This is a genomic window from Natrinema sp. 1APR25-10V2 (assembly GCF_031626495.1).
GTDB lineage: Archaea > Halobacteriota > Halobacteria > Halobacteriales > Natrialbaceae > Natrinema.
In genome coordinates this window covers 927555-943472 of sequence record NZ_JAMQOJ010000001.1, presented here as the reverse complement: position 1 = coordinate 943472, position 15918 = coordinate 927555, and the positions used below count along the sequence as shown (strand labels likewise).

General features: G+C 67.4%; 19 protein-coding genes. 9 read left to right on the top strand and 10 right to left on the bottom strand.

All coding sequences use genetic code 11. From position 1 onward, the window contains the following. Positions 1 to 27: 27 nt before the first annotated feature. Entirely contained in the window at positions 28 to 333 is a 306-nt protein-coding gene (locus NDO75_RS04905; RefSeq protein WP_006429686.1) for a hypothetical protein, read from the bottom strand. A gap of 266 nt (positions 334 to 599) precedes the next feature. On the opposite strand from NDO75_RS04905, the gene NDO75_RS04900 reads away from it, so the two are divergent. The 3 genes from NDO75_RS04900 (at position 600) to NDO75_RS04890 (ending at position 2868) form a co-directional block, all read left to right on the top strand. Beyond that, complete coding sequence (locus NDO75_RS04900) at positions 600 to 1964, top strand: adenylosuccinate synthase (protein ID WP_310904973.1); 1365 nt, start codon at positions 600 to 602, stop codon at positions 1962 to 1964. A 103-nt stretch (positions 1965 to 2067) separates the two neighbouring features. Next, the gene (locus tag NDO75_RS04895; RefSeq protein WP_310904972.1) at positions 2068 to 2262 is read left to right on the top strand and encodes a methytransferase partner Trm112; all 195 of its coding nucleotides are present in this window, start codon (positions 2068 to 2070) and stop codon (positions 2260 to 2262) included. A 15-nt stretch (positions 2263 to 2277) separates the two neighbouring features. Then, positions 2278 to 2868: a hypothetical protein gene (locus NDO75_RS04890; RefSeq protein ID WP_310904971.1), complete on the top strand. Its 591-nt coding sequence runs from the start codon at positions 2278 to 2280 to the stop codon at positions 2866 to 2868. A gap of 9 nt (positions 2869 to 2877) precedes the next feature. On the opposite strand, the gene NDO75_RS04885 is transcribed toward NDO75_RS04890, so the two are convergent. From NDO75_RS04885 to NDO75_RS04870, 4 genes are all read right to left on the bottom strand, one after another. Then, positions 2878 to 3012: a hypothetical protein gene (locus tag NDO75_RS04885; protein WP_310904970.1), complete on the bottom strand. Its 135-nt coding sequence runs from the start codon at positions 3010 to 3012 to the stop codon at positions 2878 to 2880. Positions 3013 to 3293: 281 nt separating this feature from the next. Beyond that, a complete protein-coding gene (locus tag NDO75_RS04880; RefSeq protein ID WP_310904969.1) occupies positions 3294 to 4457 on the bottom strand; it encodes a DR2241 family protein in 1164 nt (387 codons plus the stop codon). Between the two features lie 3 nt (positions 4458 to 4460). Continuing rightward, positions 4461 to 5366, bottom strand: a complete 906-nt coding sequence (locus NDO75_RS04875; RefSeq protein ID WP_310904968.1) for a CbiX/SirB N-terminal domain-containing protein — start codon at positions 5364 to 5366, stop codon at positions 4461 to 4463. A 104-nt stretch (positions 5367 to 5470) separates the two neighbouring features. Further along, entirely contained in the window at positions 5471 to 5815 is a 345-nt protein-coding gene (locus tag NDO75_RS04870; RefSeq protein WP_310904967.1) for a BsuPI-related putative proteinase inhibitor, read from the bottom strand. Positions 5816 to 5963: 148 nt separating this feature from the next. Here NDO75_RS04870 and NDO75_RS04865 point away from each other — a divergent pair, with 148 nt between their 5' ends. From NDO75_RS04865 to NDO75_RS04850, 4 genes are all read left to right on the top strand, one after another. After that, positions 5964 to 6722, top strand: coding sequence for a DUF2797 domain-containing protein (locus NDO75_RS04865; protein WP_310904966.1), 759 nt, complete (start codon positions 5964 to 5966; stop codon positions 6720 to 6722). Between the two features lie 374 nt (positions 6723 to 7096). Further along, positions 7097 to 8074 (top strand): flap endonuclease-1, encoded by a 978-nt coding sequence (gene fen, locus NDO75_RS04860; RefSeq protein ID WP_310904965.1) that lies wholly within the window; start codon positions 7097 to 7099, stop codon positions 8072 to 8074. Positions 8075 to 8205: 131 nt separating this feature from the next. Then, positions 8206 to 8421 carry a DUF4177 domain-containing protein gene (locus NDO75_RS04855; protein WP_310904964.1) on the top strand — a complete coding sequence of 72 codons (216 nt, stop codon included), beginning with the start codon at positions 8206 to 8208 and terminating at the stop codon, positions 8419 to 8421. 51 nt (positions 8422 to 8472) lie between these two features. Next, positions 8473 to 9453, top strand: coding sequence for a hypothetical protein (locus NDO75_RS04850; RefSeq protein WP_310905177.1), 981 nt, complete (start codon positions 8473 to 8475; stop codon positions 9451 to 9453). A 46-nt stretch (positions 9454 to 9499) separates the two neighbouring features. Here the strand turns inward: NDO75_RS04850 and NDO75_RS04845 are convergent, their stop codons facing one another. The 3 genes from NDO75_RS04845 to NDO75_RS04835 all read right to left on the bottom strand — a co-directional run bounded on the left by NDO75_RS04845 (position 9500) and on the right by NDO75_RS04835 (position 12444). After that, positions 9500 to 10666, bottom strand: coding sequence for an FAD-dependent oxidoreductase (locus NDO75_RS04845; protein WP_310904963.1), 1167 nt, complete (start codon positions 10664 to 10666; stop codon positions 9500 to 9502). A gap of 82 nt (positions 10667 to 10748) precedes the next feature. After that, the gene (gene mvaD / locus NDO75_RS04840; RefSeq protein ID WP_310904962.1) at positions 10749 to 11732 is read right to left on the bottom strand and encodes a phosphomevalonate decarboxylase MvaD; all 984 of its coding nucleotides are present in this window, start codon (positions 11730 to 11732) and stop codon (positions 10749 to 10751) included. Between the two features lie 40 nt (positions 11733 to 11772). Next, on the bottom strand, positions 11773 to 12444 hold the full coding sequence (locus NDO75_RS04835; RefSeq protein WP_310904961.1) for a hypothetical protein: 672 nt from the start codon (positions 12442 to 12444) through the stop codon (positions 11773 to 11775). 130 nt (positions 12445 to 12574) lie between these two features. On the opposite strand from NDO75_RS04835, the gene nth reads away from it, so the two are divergent. Both nth and NDO75_RS04825 read left to right on the top strand, forming a co-directional pair. Then, a complete protein-coding gene (nth, locus tag NDO75_RS04830) occupies positions 12575 to 13258 on the top strand; it encodes an endonuclease III (protein ID WP_310904960.1) in 684 nt (227 codons plus the stop codon). Between the two features lie 98 nt (positions 13259 to 13356). Further along, the gene (locus NDO75_RS04825; RefSeq protein WP_310904959.1) at positions 13357 to 13614 is read left to right on the top strand and encodes a hypothetical protein; all 258 of its coding nucleotides are present in this window, start codon (positions 13357 to 13359) and stop codon (positions 13612 to 13614) included. A gap of 15 nt (positions 13615 to 13629) precedes the next feature. On the opposite strand, the gene NDO75_RS04820 is transcribed toward NDO75_RS04825, so the two are convergent. Both NDO75_RS04820 and NDO75_RS04815 read right to left on the bottom strand, forming a co-directional pair. Beyond that, positions 13630 to 14454, bottom strand: coding sequence for an NAD(+)/NADH kinase (locus NDO75_RS04820; protein ID WP_310904958.1), 825 nt, complete (start codon positions 14452 to 14454; stop codon positions 13630 to 13632). A gap of 104 nt (positions 14455 to 14558) precedes the next feature. After that, positions 14559 to 15869, bottom strand: a complete 1311-nt coding sequence (locus NDO75_RS04815; protein WP_310904957.1) for a M28 family metallopeptidase — start codon at positions 15867 to 15869, stop codon at positions 14559 to 14561. Between the last annotated feature and the right edge of the window lie 49 nt (positions 15870 to 15918).

Below are 15918 nucleotides of genomic sequence, written 5' to 3'. Positions count from 1 at the left end.
GCGGCGGTAGCCGAACCGGACGAGAGACTAGCCTTCGATCTCGGCGACGTCTTCGATCTTCATCCCGTCGAGCTTGTCGACGATGTCGTCGATCTTCCCGTCGAGTTCGTCGACGAACTCCGCGGTGCGCTCGGTCTTGATCGCGCCCTGGCTCGAGGGCTCGATCAGGTTCTCCTCCTCGAGGACCCGCAGGGAGTAGCGGACCTTGTGGTGGGGGTAGCCGGTCTCGTTCGACATCTTGACGATCCCGATGGGTTCGTTTTCGATCACCATCTTCAGGACCTGCAGATGGCGTTCCAACATATCGACTTCCTTCTCAAGTCGGTCTATCATGGCATTTGTTAACTTGTCTTTGGACCTTTTAAAAGTTACTCTCGGCGAGTGAAACGACCACTGTCAACTGGATGTTCGTTCCTGTCAGTAGTTAACGTTTCCGTTTCCGGGAAATAATCGGGCGGGGAGCGCCTCGATCCCGGCACCTAGCGCTGGCGTTGGAGGACGAAAGGCGATGCAGCACGAAGAGTGCGGCGATGGATCCCGGGTCCGGCCCCGCGCATACCGTAATCTGTTTATCGGCCCGGCAAGAACCCGCCGCTGTTATGACCGTCACTATCGTCGGGTCGCAACTCGGCGACGAAGGCAAAGGTGGCGTCGTCGATCTCTACGGCGACGCCGCCGACGTCGTCGCCCGCTATCAGGGCGGCGACAACGCTGGCCATACCGTCGTTCACGACGGTGCAAAGTACAAGCTGTCGCTCGTGCCGTCGGGGGCCGTCCGGGGCAAGGTGGGTGTCCTCGGCAACGGCTGCGTCGTCAACCCCGAGACGCTGTTCGACGAGATCGATACGCTCCGCGAGCGCGGGCTCGAGCCCGACGTCCGCGTCGCCGAGCGCGCACACGTTATCCTTCCCTATCACCGCGCGCTCGACGGCATCGAAGAGGACGAGAAAGAGGACCTCGCCGCTGGGACGACCAAGCGCGGCATCGGCCCCACCTACGAGGACAAGGCGGGCCGTCGCGGCGTCCGCGTCGGCGACCTGCTCGATCCGGACGTGCTCCGCGAACGACTCGAGTACGTCGTCCCCCAGAAGAAGGCCCTCGCCGAGGAGGTCTTCGGCAAGGAGACCGGGGAGGAATTCGACATCGACCACCTGTACGAGACGTACCGCGAATACGGCGAGCGACTCGCCGAGGAGGACATGACCGTCGACTGCGGTAGCTTCCTCCAGAAGCGGATCGACGCCGGTGACAACGTTATGCTCGAGGGCGCACAGGGAACCTCCCTCGACATCGACCACGGGGTCTACCCCTACGTCACTTCCTCGAACCCGACCGCCGGTGGCGCGACCGTCGGCACCGGGCTCGGCCCGACCGTCATCGGCGACGGCGAAGTCATCGGCATCGTCAAGGCCTACCTCTCGCGAGTCGGTACCGGGCCGCTGCCGACCGAGCTCGGTGGCGTCGAGGGCCAGACGCCCGACTACGACGCCACCGAGGGGGCGGACGCGGACGAGGAAGAGCTCGCGACGTACATCCGCGACGAAGGCGGGGAGTACGGTACCGTCACCGGCCGCCCGCGACGAGTCGGCTGGCTCGACATGCCGATGCTGCGCCACGCGGCCCGCGCGAACGGCTTCACCGGCCTCGCGGTCAATCACATCGACGTGCTGGCCGGTCTCGACGAGGTCAAAGTCGGCCACAGCTACGAGTTCGACGGCGAGGAGATTTTCACGATGCCGCCGACGACCGAGGCGTGGGGCCGCTGTGAGGCCACCTTCGAAACCTTCGATGGCTGGTCCGACGTCGACTGGTCCGCGGCCGCCGAGGACGGCTACGACGCGATTCCCGAGAACGCACGGACCTACCTCGAGTACATCGCAGACGAGCTCGACGCGCCGATCTACGCGGTCGGCGTCGGTCCCGGTCGCGGCGAGACCGTCGTCGTCGAGAATCCCTACGAGTAGCGCCGGCTGAGGATCTTCGACCGCAGGTAATACCGGTCGCTGACCTTCCACTCACGATCGACGTTCCCGAAACCTTTTGCTGGAGGCGACGAGCCTACGTAGTATGAAGGAGTCGTTACTGGAGATTCTCTGCTGTCCGCTCGACAAACACGACCTCGAGCTCGAGGACCCCGCCTACGACGAGGGGGAGGTCGTCGCCGGCGATCTCGTCTGCACCGAATGCGGCGAGCGATACCCGATCGAGGACGGTATTCCGAACCTGCTCCCGCCGGATATGCGCGAAGAGACGCCGGCCTGAGCGGCCACGCTACCCATGTCCGAACCCGAGGTCACCGTCCACGTCAACCGCGGAGCCGCCGACGAACTCGAGGCGTCGAGCGCGACGCTCGAAACCCACGAGTCGTTCGGCCTCCGCTTGCAGGGCCACGAGTCGCCCGCGCACGTCCACTGTCGCCTCGACGGTGACCTCGAGCGGATCGCATCGGTCGACCGATCGAACTATTACGTCGAGCCCAACGGCGTCACGACGGTTCCGATCGCAGTCGATGCAGACGGCATCGACCGCCCTATCGAGGGGACGCTCGAGGTACTGACCGGCTACGGCTCGGAATCGATCTCGATCGGCGTCACCGTCGTCTCCGGCCCGCCAGCCGTCGACGTCGACGAGACGCTCGCCGAACCCGCTCGCCGGGAGCCCGACCCGACGACGCTCGAGCGGGCCGTCGATCGAGTCACCAGCGGTAGCGGGCTCGAACCGGCGACGGTCGCGGTCCTCGCGCTCGGGCTGGTCGCGGTCGGTATCGCCGCGGCGACCGCGGCGACGATCGCCAGCCCGGTCGCGACGGCCGGGCTCGGCATCGTCGTCGCCGGTGTCGTCGTCGCAGCGCTCTTGCTCGTCTGGTAGCGGGCGTCCTCACGTGACCTCGACGGTCGCTCGGTAGCGCCGCCCGTCGTACCGACACGGCGCGCCGAACGACGCCTCGCTTTTGACCTGCGGATCGCGGCCGGCGTGACGGGCGATCAGCTGGATCACCGTCCGAAACTCCATCGTTATTCCCTTTCGACCCGGTAGCGAGTCCCAGTTGACCCCCTCCTCACTGTACGACCCGGTTCGGATCGCCTCCTCGAGAACGTCGGCCTGGCTGCCGGCCAGCCCCGTCGTATCGAAATCGAGTAGATCGCCCGACAGGTCGTCGGCACCGTCGGAGATAGCGAGGGTATAGGTTCGGCCGGTCTCGTTCGAGCCGCTGCTCGAACAGCCGGCGACCGCCGGGAGAGACGCGGGCGCGACCCTCGAACGAGAACGACAACACGCTCCGGCGACGGCGGTCAGTCGTCGACCTGCGTCGCCTCGAGCGCGCCGTCCTCGTCGAATCGCTTGGCCCGGAGATAGCGTGCCCGGTACCGGTTCGCGCCGTCGTTGACGTCTGCCTCGCGGATCTCGTCGACGCGCCCCTCGGCGACGGCGTCGATCAGTTCCTCGAGCTGATTGCGTTCGCTCGTCGTGAGCTCGAGTTCGTAGGTGTGCTCGTCTTCGGACTCGAGGATAGCCCACTTGCGCGCCGCGGCGATCACGAGCGAGCATGGCTCGCGGCAGGGGAAGGGGCCGTCGCCGCCGTCGACGGCGAGGTCGTCGCCCTCCTCGTACTGCCACTCGCGGCGGCGGAGACACTGCGAGTCGACGCAACAGGCCTCGGCCATCCAAGCGACGGCCTCGCGGGGGAGGTCGTCGATCACGTCGTAGATGCCGGTCTGTCGCTCGGCGGTCTCGAGCCAGTGATCGACGTCCAGATTCCCGCGCAGTTCTCGGTGCCAGTTGGCGACCGTCGCGGGGTAAAAGAACTCGACCGTCTCGACGAGTTCGTCGCCCGAGAGGCCGGTGAAGGCCCAGCCGTCCGACAGCGTCGGGGCGGTCTTCAGCGGCCGGTACCGACCGTCCGCGTCGTAGGTCGCGATCTCGCGCGCGTCGCGGGGGTCGTCGTGGACCGCGAGGTCGGCGAGGTCGCTGTCGGCGTCGTCGACGTGCCACAGATCGTAGACGCGCTCGCCGTCGGGATCGGCGACGTCGACGAAGCGGGCCGTGATACACAGTTGACCCCACTGACGATCGATGCCGTCGCGGAGGGCGTCGTACCGGTCGGGGACCGCGAGGGGGCCGGCGTTCGCCTCCTCGCCGCGCTCGCTCCACGGGCCCGACGGATCGGTCTCCGGATCCGCGTCCGCGACCGGGGCGTGCTCACACCACCGGAGGAACGCGCGGCGGGCGGTCCCCTCGCCGCCGACCGTCTCCGCCCAGTAGCGCCAGTTCGTGACGTACTCCTCGCAGGCGGCGAGTGGCTCCTCGAGGTCGGCCTCGTCGAGACCGGTCCACTCGTCGTCGGGCGTCTCGAGCGTGAACTCGCCGTCCGTCTCGTCGATTCGGAGACCGTCGAACGCGACGCCCGACGACGCGCGGTCGACCAGGATCTCGAGGTCCTCGATCGCCACCGTCACGAATCAGTCCCCCGCGCTCGCGTCCGCGCTCGGTTCCGCGTCGGAATCGGCGACCGACGCGGCCCGTTCGCGTACCGCCTCGCGGGCGTCGCCGATGTCGGCCCCGGCGTCGGCGGCCCGCTCTAAGAGAACGTCGGCCATGAGGTCCTCGGTACCGACCGCGCCGGTGTACCAGATCCGGTGGCCGTCGACCTCGGTCGGTACGTCCCAGCCCAGGCGGTAGTCCTCGGTCAGACCCATGTCCTCGGGGATGTCCTCCTGGGTGTGGTAGCCGTCGGCGATAAACAGCGGGACGACGACGATATCGTCGCTCTCGAAGTAGTCCGTCACGTCGTCGACCTCGGGCTCCTCGTCCATGAACAGCGCCTTGGCCTCGTCGAAGCGGTCGCGGTCGCGGATGCGCTCGGTGTGGTACTCGATGGCCTTCGCGGAGTTCTCGTTGCGGTCAGTGCCGTGGCCGACGACCGCGAGGCCGACGCCGTCGCCCACGTCGGGGTCCTCCGTGGCGGTCTCGGCTCGCTGGACGATCACGTCCGTCATCGCGTCGTGGGTTCCGACCGGCCCGCAGTAGTGGATCGTCTTCCCGACGTCTTCGGCCTCGAGCGTCGCCTGCGAGGCGTCGGTTCCGTCCGAGTCCCACCGGTCGGGATCCCACTCCTCCAGACGCAGTTCCCGCGGGATGACCTGCTCGGTGAAGTAGCCCTCGCTGATGAACAGCGGAACGACGAACACCTCGTCGGACTCGAGGGTTCGGATCACCTCGCGGAAGTGCGGTTCCTCCTTCCAGAAGGCCTCGCGGACCTCGTCGAAGGCGCCCGTTTCGCGAACCATATCCGCGTGGGCGTAGGTGGGGTCCGAGGCGTCCGGATTCAGATGCGATCCGTGTGCCGCGACGACCAGCGCTTGCATAGAGGCGGCTTAGGATGGAGATGGTATATGGACTTCGCTGGCGGTCCACGTCGCCGGGTCCGCCGACGCCGTCGCGACCTGTTCGTCCCGTTACATGGCGGGCGTTACGACTGTATCGAGAGGGCGGTCTGGGCCTCGCAGGTCTCGTCCTGCGCTCGCAGGTCGGCGACCGCTTCGTACGTCCCCGGTTCGGGATCGGACCACTCCGCCTCGTACGTCGTCGACTCGCCGGGCGCAATCGTCTCCGACTCGAGCACCTGCGCGAACATGCGCCCCTCGGAGAACCGCCAGACCTCTTCGTCGCTGTCGATCACGACGAACTCCGCCTTGCACGCGTCCGAAAATCGGAGTTCGACCGGTTCGCTTCCCGCGTTGGTGACGGTGAACACGAACAACACGGCGTCTCTGGCGTCGTCGCCCGCCGTCTCGAGCGATCCGTCGAGAGTCATAGCCCCGCGTTGGCCGCCGTCGCGTATAGGTGTTCGTCCGCGCGGACAGCGGTGGACGGGGTCGGTGCAACGGCTGCAGCCGTGACGGGTCGCGACCCGCCTCGGCGACAGCGGGGAGTATATTTGCGGCCGACCCCAACCCGAAGCCGTGCAACTGGTGGGCTACGAACCGAGCGGGACCGGCTCGGCGCTGCTGGTGAGCGACGGCGACGGCGCCGCGGTCGAGCGCCACCCGCTCGAGCCCGGCGACGACCTCGCCTTCTCGCTCGGCGAGCGCCACTGCGCCGGGACGATCGACGACGGAGCCCACATCGCCTGCGACCGGCCGTCGGCCCCCTACTGCGAGTACCACACGAGCACCTGGGTCTGCGCCCGCTGTACCGGCAGCTGCCTCAAAGACGAGATGGACTGCTACGAAGCGCACGCCGTCTACGTCGCCGCGTTCGCCCCGGACACGTTCAAGGTCGGCGTCACCCGCGAGTGGCGACTCGAGACCCGTCTCCGGGAACAGGGGGCCGATCGCGCGGCGCACGTCCACACCGTCTCGAACGGCCGGATCGCCCGCGAACTCGAGGCCGAGATCGCGACCCGGCTCACCGACCGCGTTCGAACCGGCCCGAAGGTCGCCGCACTCGCGGCCGCCGTCGACGAAGACGCGTGGGAAGAAACCCTCACGGAGTTCGACGTCATCGACCGGTTCGACTTCGACTACGGGATCGACCTCGAGGCGCGGCCCGTGCGCGAGACGATCGCCTCGGGGACCGTCGTGGGTGTCAAAGGGCGACTGCTAGTCCTCGAGAACGGCGGGACGACCTACGCCGTCGATATGCGCGATCTGGTGGGCTACGACGTGGAGGAAGGAGCGGCGGATCGAAACCTACAGTCGTCGCTCGGCTCGTTCGAATAGAGGAAGAATTCGGCAGTTGCGTTCGCTGAGAAGGGGTTTGAAGGCGTTCGTGGGAACCAAAGCGTCCTGCTCGCGTGGCACCAGGGAATTTCCACGTCCTCCCCAGCCGATTCGCTCTCGCCTCCGGCGTTCGCTCATCCCTCGCGCGGCGTTGAGCCGCGGTTCGCTGTCCGCTCACCGCGGCCCAGCACACGCCACCGTGATTGAACGAGTGGGTGAAGTGATACGTCGTTCGCCTGTACTCACCGCAATTTTCGCGCGTACCCGAGGAAGAGATCCCGGCGCGACTTCCCGTAGGGCCGCGATCGTTCTCGCTCCGATCGTGACGGACGGAAGCCAACGATTCAAATCCCAGTCGTACCAAGGAGTCGGTAATGGGAAACGCTGCACTCCGGGACATCGCCGTCATCGAGGAGATCCCCTTCGATGAAATCGAAGGCGTGGTCGCCGTCGACGCTCACAACTGGCTCTATCGGTATCTGACGACGACGGTCAAGTGGACCAACAGCGGGAAGTACACGACCGCGGACGGGACCGAGGTCGCCAACCTCGTCGGAATCGTTCAGGGGTTGCCCAAGTTCTTCGAGAACGACGTGACGCCGGTGATGGTCTTCGACGGCGGCCCCTCCGAGCTCAAGACCGACGAGATCGAGTCCCGCCGCGAACAGCGCCGCAGCTACGAGGAGCAACTCGAGACCGCCCGCGAAGAGGGCGACGAAGTCGCCATCGCGCAACTCGAGTCCCGCACCCAGCGGCTGACGCCGACGATCCAGGAGACCAGCCGAGAACTGCTCCGGCTGCTCGACGTACCGGTCGTCGAAGCGCCCGCAGAAGGCGAGGCCCAGGCCGCCCACATGGTCAAACGGGGCGACGCCGACTACGTCGGGTCGGAGGACTACGACGCCCTGCTCTTCGGCGCGCCGCTGACGCTGCGCCAGCTGACGAGCAAGGGCGATCCCGAACTGATGGATCTCGAGGCGACCCTCGAGCACCACGACCTCACCCTGGAGCAACTGATCGACGCGGCGATCCTCATCGGGACGGACTTCAACGAGGGCGTCTCCGGCATCGGCCCGAAGACGGCGATCTCGGCGATCACCGAACACGGCGACCTCTGGAGCGTCCTCGAGGCCCGGGGCGCACACATCGAGTACGGCGACCGCGTCCGACAGCTGTTCCGCGACCCCGACGTGACCGACAACTACGAGTTCGAGACGACGCTCGATCCCGATATCACGGCCGCACGGGAGTACGTCACCGAGGAGTGGGCGGTCGACGCCGGCGAGGTCGAGCGTGGCTTCGAACGGATCGAGGAGAGCGTCACCCAGACGGGGCTCGACCGCTGGACGTAGCCGCGACCGAACGGGGCCGGACCGACATCGGTTCGTGAACGTCACCGTTCCGGGCCGTTTATCGGTTCGTTTCGGTCAGAACCGATGAGAGTGGCGCCAGTCTTACCGGCGTCGACCGCGTACCGACGACGGTGAGCAGAGCCGCGATCCGTCGATGGGAGTACAGGACGCTCAGGCCGCCTCGAGACGAGACGAAAAAGGAAGCCCAGAACCCCCAGGACGCCCTGAACGAGTACGGCGACGACGGCTGGGAGCTCGTCGAGACGATCGAGTACACCGGTGGCGGGACGAAGTATCTCGTGTTCAAACGGCCGGCTGAGTCCGCCGACAGCAGCGACGAGGAGTGACGTAGCGTGAGCGAGTCCTCCGATTCGGACGAGATCAGTACGGCCAACACGATGCGAGAGCGGGCCGGCGAAAGCCGGCTCAAGATCTGGCTCCTCCTCGGCGCGAACAGACTCGAAGTGACCGCCGTACTGGCGCTGGCCGTGTTAGCGACGTTCGTCGCGGCCGTTACCCTCCTGCCGGAACCGCTGTTGCCACAGCTTCGAGCCGAAGACACGATCGAGACGATGTTCTCGACGATGATTGGAGCCATTATCACCGGTGCGACCCTCGTCGTCACGATCGGACAGCTCGTCCTCTCCCAGGAGAACGGCCCGCTCGGCGAACAGCGGGCCCGGATGGAAGGGGCGATGGATTTCCGCGACTTCACCGAGGAGCTGATCGGGTCGCCCAGTCCCCCGGACCCGTCGACGTTCCTACAGGATCTCATCGGCGTCACGAAGCATCGAGCGACGGTGCTACAGTCCGCTATCTCGGAGAACGACAGCGACCAGCTTCGCAAGGAGGTCGACGAGTTCACCGACAGCCTCGTCGGTAACGCCGAGCTGGTCCGCGACCAGCTCGAGGACGCCTCGTTCGGAACGTTCGACGTCCTGTTCGCGGCGCTCAACTTCAACTACGGCTGGAAGATCTATCAGGTCGAACGGATCGCAAACGAACACGAAGACGAGCTCTCCGCCGACGAAACGGAACACTTGGACAACCTGAAAACCGCGCTCAGCCTGTTCGGCCCGGCGCGCGAACACGTCAAGACGCTGTACTTCGAGTGGGCGCTCGTCTCGCTGTCGCAGATGATCCTCTACGCGGCGGTGCCGGCGCTGGTCGTCGCCGGAGTCATGCTGACCGTCGTCGACGCGGGCACGTTTCCGGGAGCGACGGTCGGCGTCTCGAACATGACGTGGGCGATCGGAGTGGCGTTTACCATCACGCTCTTGCCCTTCCTCCTGTTTACCGCCTACGTCCTGCGAATCGTCACGATCGCGAAGCGGACGCTCGCCATCGAACCGCTCATCCTCCGCGATTCACAGCGGTAGGCGAGGTCCCGCTACCGACTTCCACGGCCCTCGGCGAGCGACGGATCTATCGCTGGCGCCGAACTCGGTCCGCGACGAGGTCCCGGTAGACGAACCCGAGCGCGTTCCCGGCGTTGCCGACCGCGGAGAGATATCCTGCCCCGATCGTCGCCTTCAGCGCCGTCGCCGCGCGGCCGGTGACGACCCGCGAGCCGATCGTCGCGACCGCCTCGTCGCCGACGCTGACGGCCCAGCCGGGCGAGTCGAAGGTGAACGGCTCGAGGAGCGGATCGGAACCGCCGAGCTCGGGATCGCCATCGCCACCGTCGGCCTCGACGATCCGCGAGACGTTCTCGGCGACCGTTCGGGCTTCGCGGACGGCCGACTGCGCGCTCGCCGGCACCGGCTCACCGGTGGCGTCGGTCACGCGGACTGCATCCCCCAGTGCGAACGTCCGGTCGTCGAGTCGGAGGTCGCTCTCGACGGTCGGCCGTTCGCCCCCGAGCACGTCCCCGCCTCGGATGCCGCCCGTCCAGACGAACTGGTCGTAGTGGACACGATCGCCCGACTCGAGGGAGACGGCCGCATCGTCGGCCCGGCTGATGGTCGCGCCGGTCCGAACGTCGACCCCGCGATCCTCGAGCGCGTCCCGCACCGCTCGCTGGAAGTCCGCCGGGAAGTTCGGCGCGACGCGTTCGAGTTGCTCGAGGAGCGTGACCGTCGCCTCGCTGTTCTCCTCGCAGGCCAGCGCGGCGAGTTCGCCCGCGACCTGCACGCCGGAGAGGCCGGCACCGCCCACGACGAACTGCGGGTCCTCGGACCAGAGGGCTTCGAGCGCGCCCGCGCGGATCCGGTTCGCGTGCGAGAGCCGTTTGAGCGGCGTCGCGTGCTCGCGGACGCCCTCGAGTCCGTAGTACGCCGTCCGCGCGCCGAGACAGACCGCCGCTACGTCGTAGGAGAGCGAGCCAGATGAGAGCGAGACCGTCCGCTCGTCCTGATCGATCCCTTCGACGCGGGCGACGCGGACGGCGGCCCGATCGACGACCTGCGGCAGCGAAACCGTGATCGCCGCGGTCAGCTCCGGCCGCCGGATCACCCGGTGGAGTTCGTGCTGGACGAGGTGATCCGGCGACTCGTTGACCAGCGTGATGTCGGTCTCGGCGGGGAGATCCCGCTCGAGCAAGCGCGTCAGAACCAGCCCGGCGTACCCTGCGCCGAGGACGACGACGTGCATGGGTCTCCGTAGGGCCTCGAGCGGCGTATAGCTGTGCGCGAGGGCGAGCACGGGGATCGAGAACGGTAATCGAAGAGCGCCCTCAGAACAGGTGTTTCTCCTCGTCGAGGAGCTTCGCGGGGCCGCCGACGTTCCAGGTCGTCGTCGAGACGCCGCAGTCCGAGACCGCTTCCTCGACTTCCTCGGCGTACTCCTCGGTGGTGTTGACGTAGACACTCGCGCCGGTGTCAGTCGAGAAGTAGACTGGAATGTCCTCCTCCTCGCGGAGTTCGCGCACCTTGTTGAAGATGGCGAGAGTAGCGGGCTGCCAGTAGACCCAGCCCGAGGGCCCGGTCATGGTGGTCGCCGCGAGGGAGAGCGAGTCGTGCTCGGCGAGTTCGAACACGCCCTCGAAGTCGTCGTTTCGCAGCGAGTCGCGCATCTTGGCGATCTGCCCGTGGATGTGGGCGTTGCGGGCCTGGAACATGTGGCTGTCGGCGGCCTCGCGGTGGGCGTCGTCGGTGTCCTTGTGGTAGGGGACGAGGCCGACGATGATCTTGAGGTCCTCGTGGAGGTTCGAGGGGATCCGCTCGGAGCGGCAGTCCTCGTCGTTCAGGCCGGTCCGGAGATGTGAGAACGCGCCAGTGACCGCTCGCGCGGCCGAGGCCGATCCGACGCGGGCGATCGTCGAGATTTCCTGTTTCGACGCGTCGAGTTCGGCCGCTTCGGCCAGCGCCATCGCTGCGGCCGCAAAGCCCGACGAGGACGAGCCCAGTCCGACGTTCGTGGGGAAGCTGTTCTCGCTCTCGAGGCGCACCGGATACACCGTGTGGGCGGCGTCGGACATCGAGCGAGCCTTCTCGACGACGGCCTCGACCCGTTCGTACGCTCGACCCTCGAGTTCCTCGCCGTCGACGATGAACGTGTCCTCGTCGTAGTCCATCGAGAACTCGACCGTCGTTCGGGTGTGGCTGGGGGCCGTACAGACGCTGATGCTGTCGTGATAGGGGAGCCGCTCGATCTCGTCGCGCATCCCGTGGTACTTGACCAGCCCCTGGATGGGGTGGGCCATGGCGGTGGCTTTCATACCCTCATTGGTGGATGAAGGCCGCTTAAAGCTCACGGCATCACGCTGACGAGTCGTCGGGGTCTGCGTCCGTGTCGACACCGACTGCCGTCTCGAGCGCGTCCAGTCGCCGCTCGAGAGACTCGATATCGGCCCGGAACGTCGCCTGCAGCGACTCGAGATCACTCTGGGCCTCGGACGTGACCGCCCGGAAGGCCTCGGCGACGGTTCGCTCGAGCTCAGCGAGGTCGTCCGCGAGGGCCTCGATATCGGGGTCGCCATCGCCGTCGGACGCGGACCCGGACCCAGACCCAGACCCGGTGCCGGTGCCGGTGTCGGACGCGGCCTCGAGCGAGTCGCGCACGCCGGTGACCTCCGTTCGGAGCCCGCCCGCTTCGGCCCGGACGTTCGTCACCTGATCGTCGATCTCGCGCAGTCGCCGCTCGAGGGTGTCGAGTCGCGGCTGGATCTCGCTTTCGATCGCCGCTCGGCGCTGCGCGTCGGCCGCGGCGAGGTCGTTGATCTCGTCCCGGAGCGACGCGAGTTCGTCTTCGACGGCCTCCAGTCGGCCCGCGGTTACCGTCGGCTCGGGCTCGAGGTCGAGCCGCCGCCGAAACGCCGCCGTTCGCGCCCCGTCGTCGGCCTCGAGTTCGGCCAACACCGCGTCGAGGATGTCGACGCGCTGTCGCTGGTTCCCCTCGTCGTCCGCCGTGCGCCGGTCGTCTTCCGTCATTGTCTGAACGTCCCCCGTCGACCGCTTTTTGGTACGGTCCGCGCCCGACCTAATAATAGTGCCCCTCCGTCTGAACGGCGGGCCGAACCGAACCCGAACGCTAAACCGGGGCGCCTGCCACGTCGTTCCTATGGGAACGCCACGCGAGACCACGCAGGCGCAGGCCGAGACGGTGGTCGACCGGCTCGAGGAGGAGTATCCCGATTCGACGATCTCGCTGCGATACTCGAACCGACTCGAGTTGCTGATCGCGGTGATCCTCTCGGCGCAGTGTACGGACGAGCGGGTAAACACGGAGACGGCCGACCTCTTCGAGAAGTACGACGGCCCCGAAGACTACGCGAACGCGCCGCAGGACGAACTCGCCGAGGATCTGAACTCCATCACCTACTACAACAGCAAGGCCGAGTACATCCGCAACTCCTGTCAGACGATCCTCGAGGACCACGACGGCGAGGTGCCGGACACGATGGCCGAGTTGACGGAACTCTCGGGCGTCGGCCGGAAGACGGCGAACGTCGTCCTCCAGCACGGCCACGACATCGTCGAGGGGGTCGTCGTCGACACACACGTCCAGCGGCTCTCGCGGCGGCTCGGCCTGACCGAGGAGAAACGGCCCGAACGGATCGAGGAGACCCTGATGGATATCGTCCCCGAGGAGCACTGGCAGCAGTTCACTCACCTCTGCATCGATCACGGTCGAGCGGTCTGTACGGCCCGGAAACCCGACTGCGACGGCTGTGTACTGGCGGATATCTGTCCCTCCGAGCGAGGCGACAGCGAGGTCGACCTCGCCTCGGGCGAACCGTGGTAAGGACCTGCAGACGGAGCTGAAGCTGCGGTATTCGGGTCGCCGACCCTCGCAAGCCCAACGCCTTTTCGCGACTCACGGGTATCCCCAGTCGGATCACTATGTCCGACGACTCCGACCAGCGCGACAACACGGGGAAAGAGGAACACGGGCGCGACGTCGAACTCGCGAAGGAGAAGTCAGATCCCGACGACGAGGAGGAAACGGAACTCACCGAGGAAGAGAAGGAAGCCCGCGAGCGACAGGACGAAGAACAGCGTCGCCAGGACATCGAACACAAGTCCGACGACCGGGAGGACGACGCCCTCGAGAACGCGAACCCCGATCACCACCGCGACGAGGAGCCGTACAACAGCTGAGCGAGACCCGTCGCGTTACTCACGCCCGAGGCGCTCGGCGGGAACGGACAGCGCCTCGAGCGTGCCGACCGCAGCGACGGTCACCGTAGAGTCGAGGGAGACGGTACCGACCGAGTGACCGTCGACGACGAGCGCGACGTCGCCCTCCTCCCGTTCGACCGTCACCGCGAGACCGTCGTCCGGCAGCACCCACTGTCGGGTCTGGGTGACGAAGGGGCCGATTGGGGCGACCGCGACCGCGTCGACGGCCGAAGAGAGCTGGGGTGCGTCGACGGTGCTCGCGTAGCCGTGACTGCCGGCCGGCGTCGCCGCGACGACGCCGTCGGCGCGGAAGGTCGCGACGGTCTCCCCGCGGCTGTGAACGCCGTACTCCGAGATGCGGGCCGGTTCGTCGGTCACGAGCGTCACGTCGAACAGCGCCCGCTCGCGGCCCTCGAGCTCGCTCGCGCCGGATTCGGCCGCAGGCTCGATCTCGACGCCCAGAACGGGATGTGTACGTCGGACGGCGTCGCCCTCGATCGCCGCCGCGAGCGCGGCGGGCAACCGCTCGCGATCGGCCGACTCGATGCCGTCGACCGGGCCGACCGGGAGCACGGGAACGTCGACGCCGGCGCGGGCGGCCGCCGACAAGGGTGCTTCGCCGGCCGTGACAAGTACCGTCGGTTCGGCCGCGAGGACGTCCTCGAGGTCGCCGCCCACGACCGTCGCGTCGCCGGCGAGCGCCGCCTCGAGAGCGTCGGTCTCGAGGCGAGAGCCGACGTCCGCGGCGTCGCTCGTCGCCTCGTCGCGATCGACGACGCCGACGACGGGGTCCTCGCCCGCGCGCCACGCGGTATCCATGACCGTCAGTTCACACGGCCCGCTCAAAAGCGTACGGTTGTCGGTCCCCGACCGCGCGCCGGCGGCGATCTGTCCGCGAGATCGCCTCACCGACGCCGCGCGATCTATTCGTCGTACGGCCAGTCGCCGGTGACCTTCATTCCCTCCGCGAGGCCCTGCTCCTCGAGGTCGGCCGCGATGTCGGCCGGTTCCCTGGGCTCGATCGCCACGTCCTCGCGAGCGAGTGCGACGACGTACGCGGTCAGGAGGATTGCCTGTTCTGTCAGGTTTCGGGGCTCGAGCTTCTCGATCGTGTCGGCGAAGGTGTGGCCCCAGCCGCGGCCCTCTCCGTCGGAGATCGATTTGACGTGACAGCCGGGGACGCCGGATTCGACGAACGACCAGTGGTCGCTGTGGGGGCCGAGTTTCGGCACCGTCCCGATCGGGTGATCGTAACGGTCCGCGATCTCGTCGGCCGTCTCGCCGAGCGCGTCGAACCCCTGCGTGACGATCGAGAGCGTCCGATCGCGGACGACGCCGTCGCTGTTGACTACCGCTTTGATCGACTCGCTGTCCGCCTGCTCGGCGTACGTCGTCGAGCCGAGGAGACCGACCTCCTCCGCGCCGAACGCGACGAACTCGACGCGCGTCTCGAGGTCGTCCTCCCGAGCGGCCAGCGCGTTGGCGATCTCGACCACCATGGCGGTCCCCGCGCCGTTATCCATCGCGCCCTCGGCGATGTCGTGGGCGTCGACGTGGCTCGTCACGAGGAGGCGTTCGTCGGTATCCGGGCCGAGTCCGGCCCGGACGTTCTGACTCTCGGCGGGATGGATATCCGCCTCGACCGACAGCGTGATGGATTCGCCGTCGAACCGGCGGCCCAGCCGCGCGCCGACCTCGCTCGAGACGCCGACGGCCGGGATCGGCCCGATCGGCTCGTCTTTCCAGCCGACGCTGCCGGTCGGCGGGAGACAGCCCTCGACGTGGTTGCGGTAGACGAACCCCACCGCGCCGTGCTCGATAGCGTGGTGGTACTTCTCACGGCGGTGGAGGTACCGGTCGTAGTAGCCCGGCACGTCGCTGCGGACCATGACGATCGCGTCCTCGACGTCGGTGTCTTCGAAGTCCGCGGGCAGCCCGTAGCCGAGGTCGACCAGCGGCGCGACGACGCGCTCGTCGGGGCTGCGCGGGAGGGCGATGCAGTCCTGCGTCGTGTCGCCGGCGGTGATCGCGCTGTCTTCCCGCGTCCAGCCCTGTATCTCGAAGGACTCGAGGCGGGCGTCTCGCGCGCCGGCCTCGGCCAGCGCGTCCCGGGTCAGTTCGGCGGCCTCGCGTTCGCCCTCGCTGCCGGCCATGCGGTTCCCCACGTCGACCAGTGATTCGAGGTGGTCCCAGCCGGCGTCGCTCTCGAAAATCGAGCCGATCCAGTCGGACATGGATGAGGCGTCGAGATACGGCTCTGTAACTGTATCGCTCGGGCGCGGT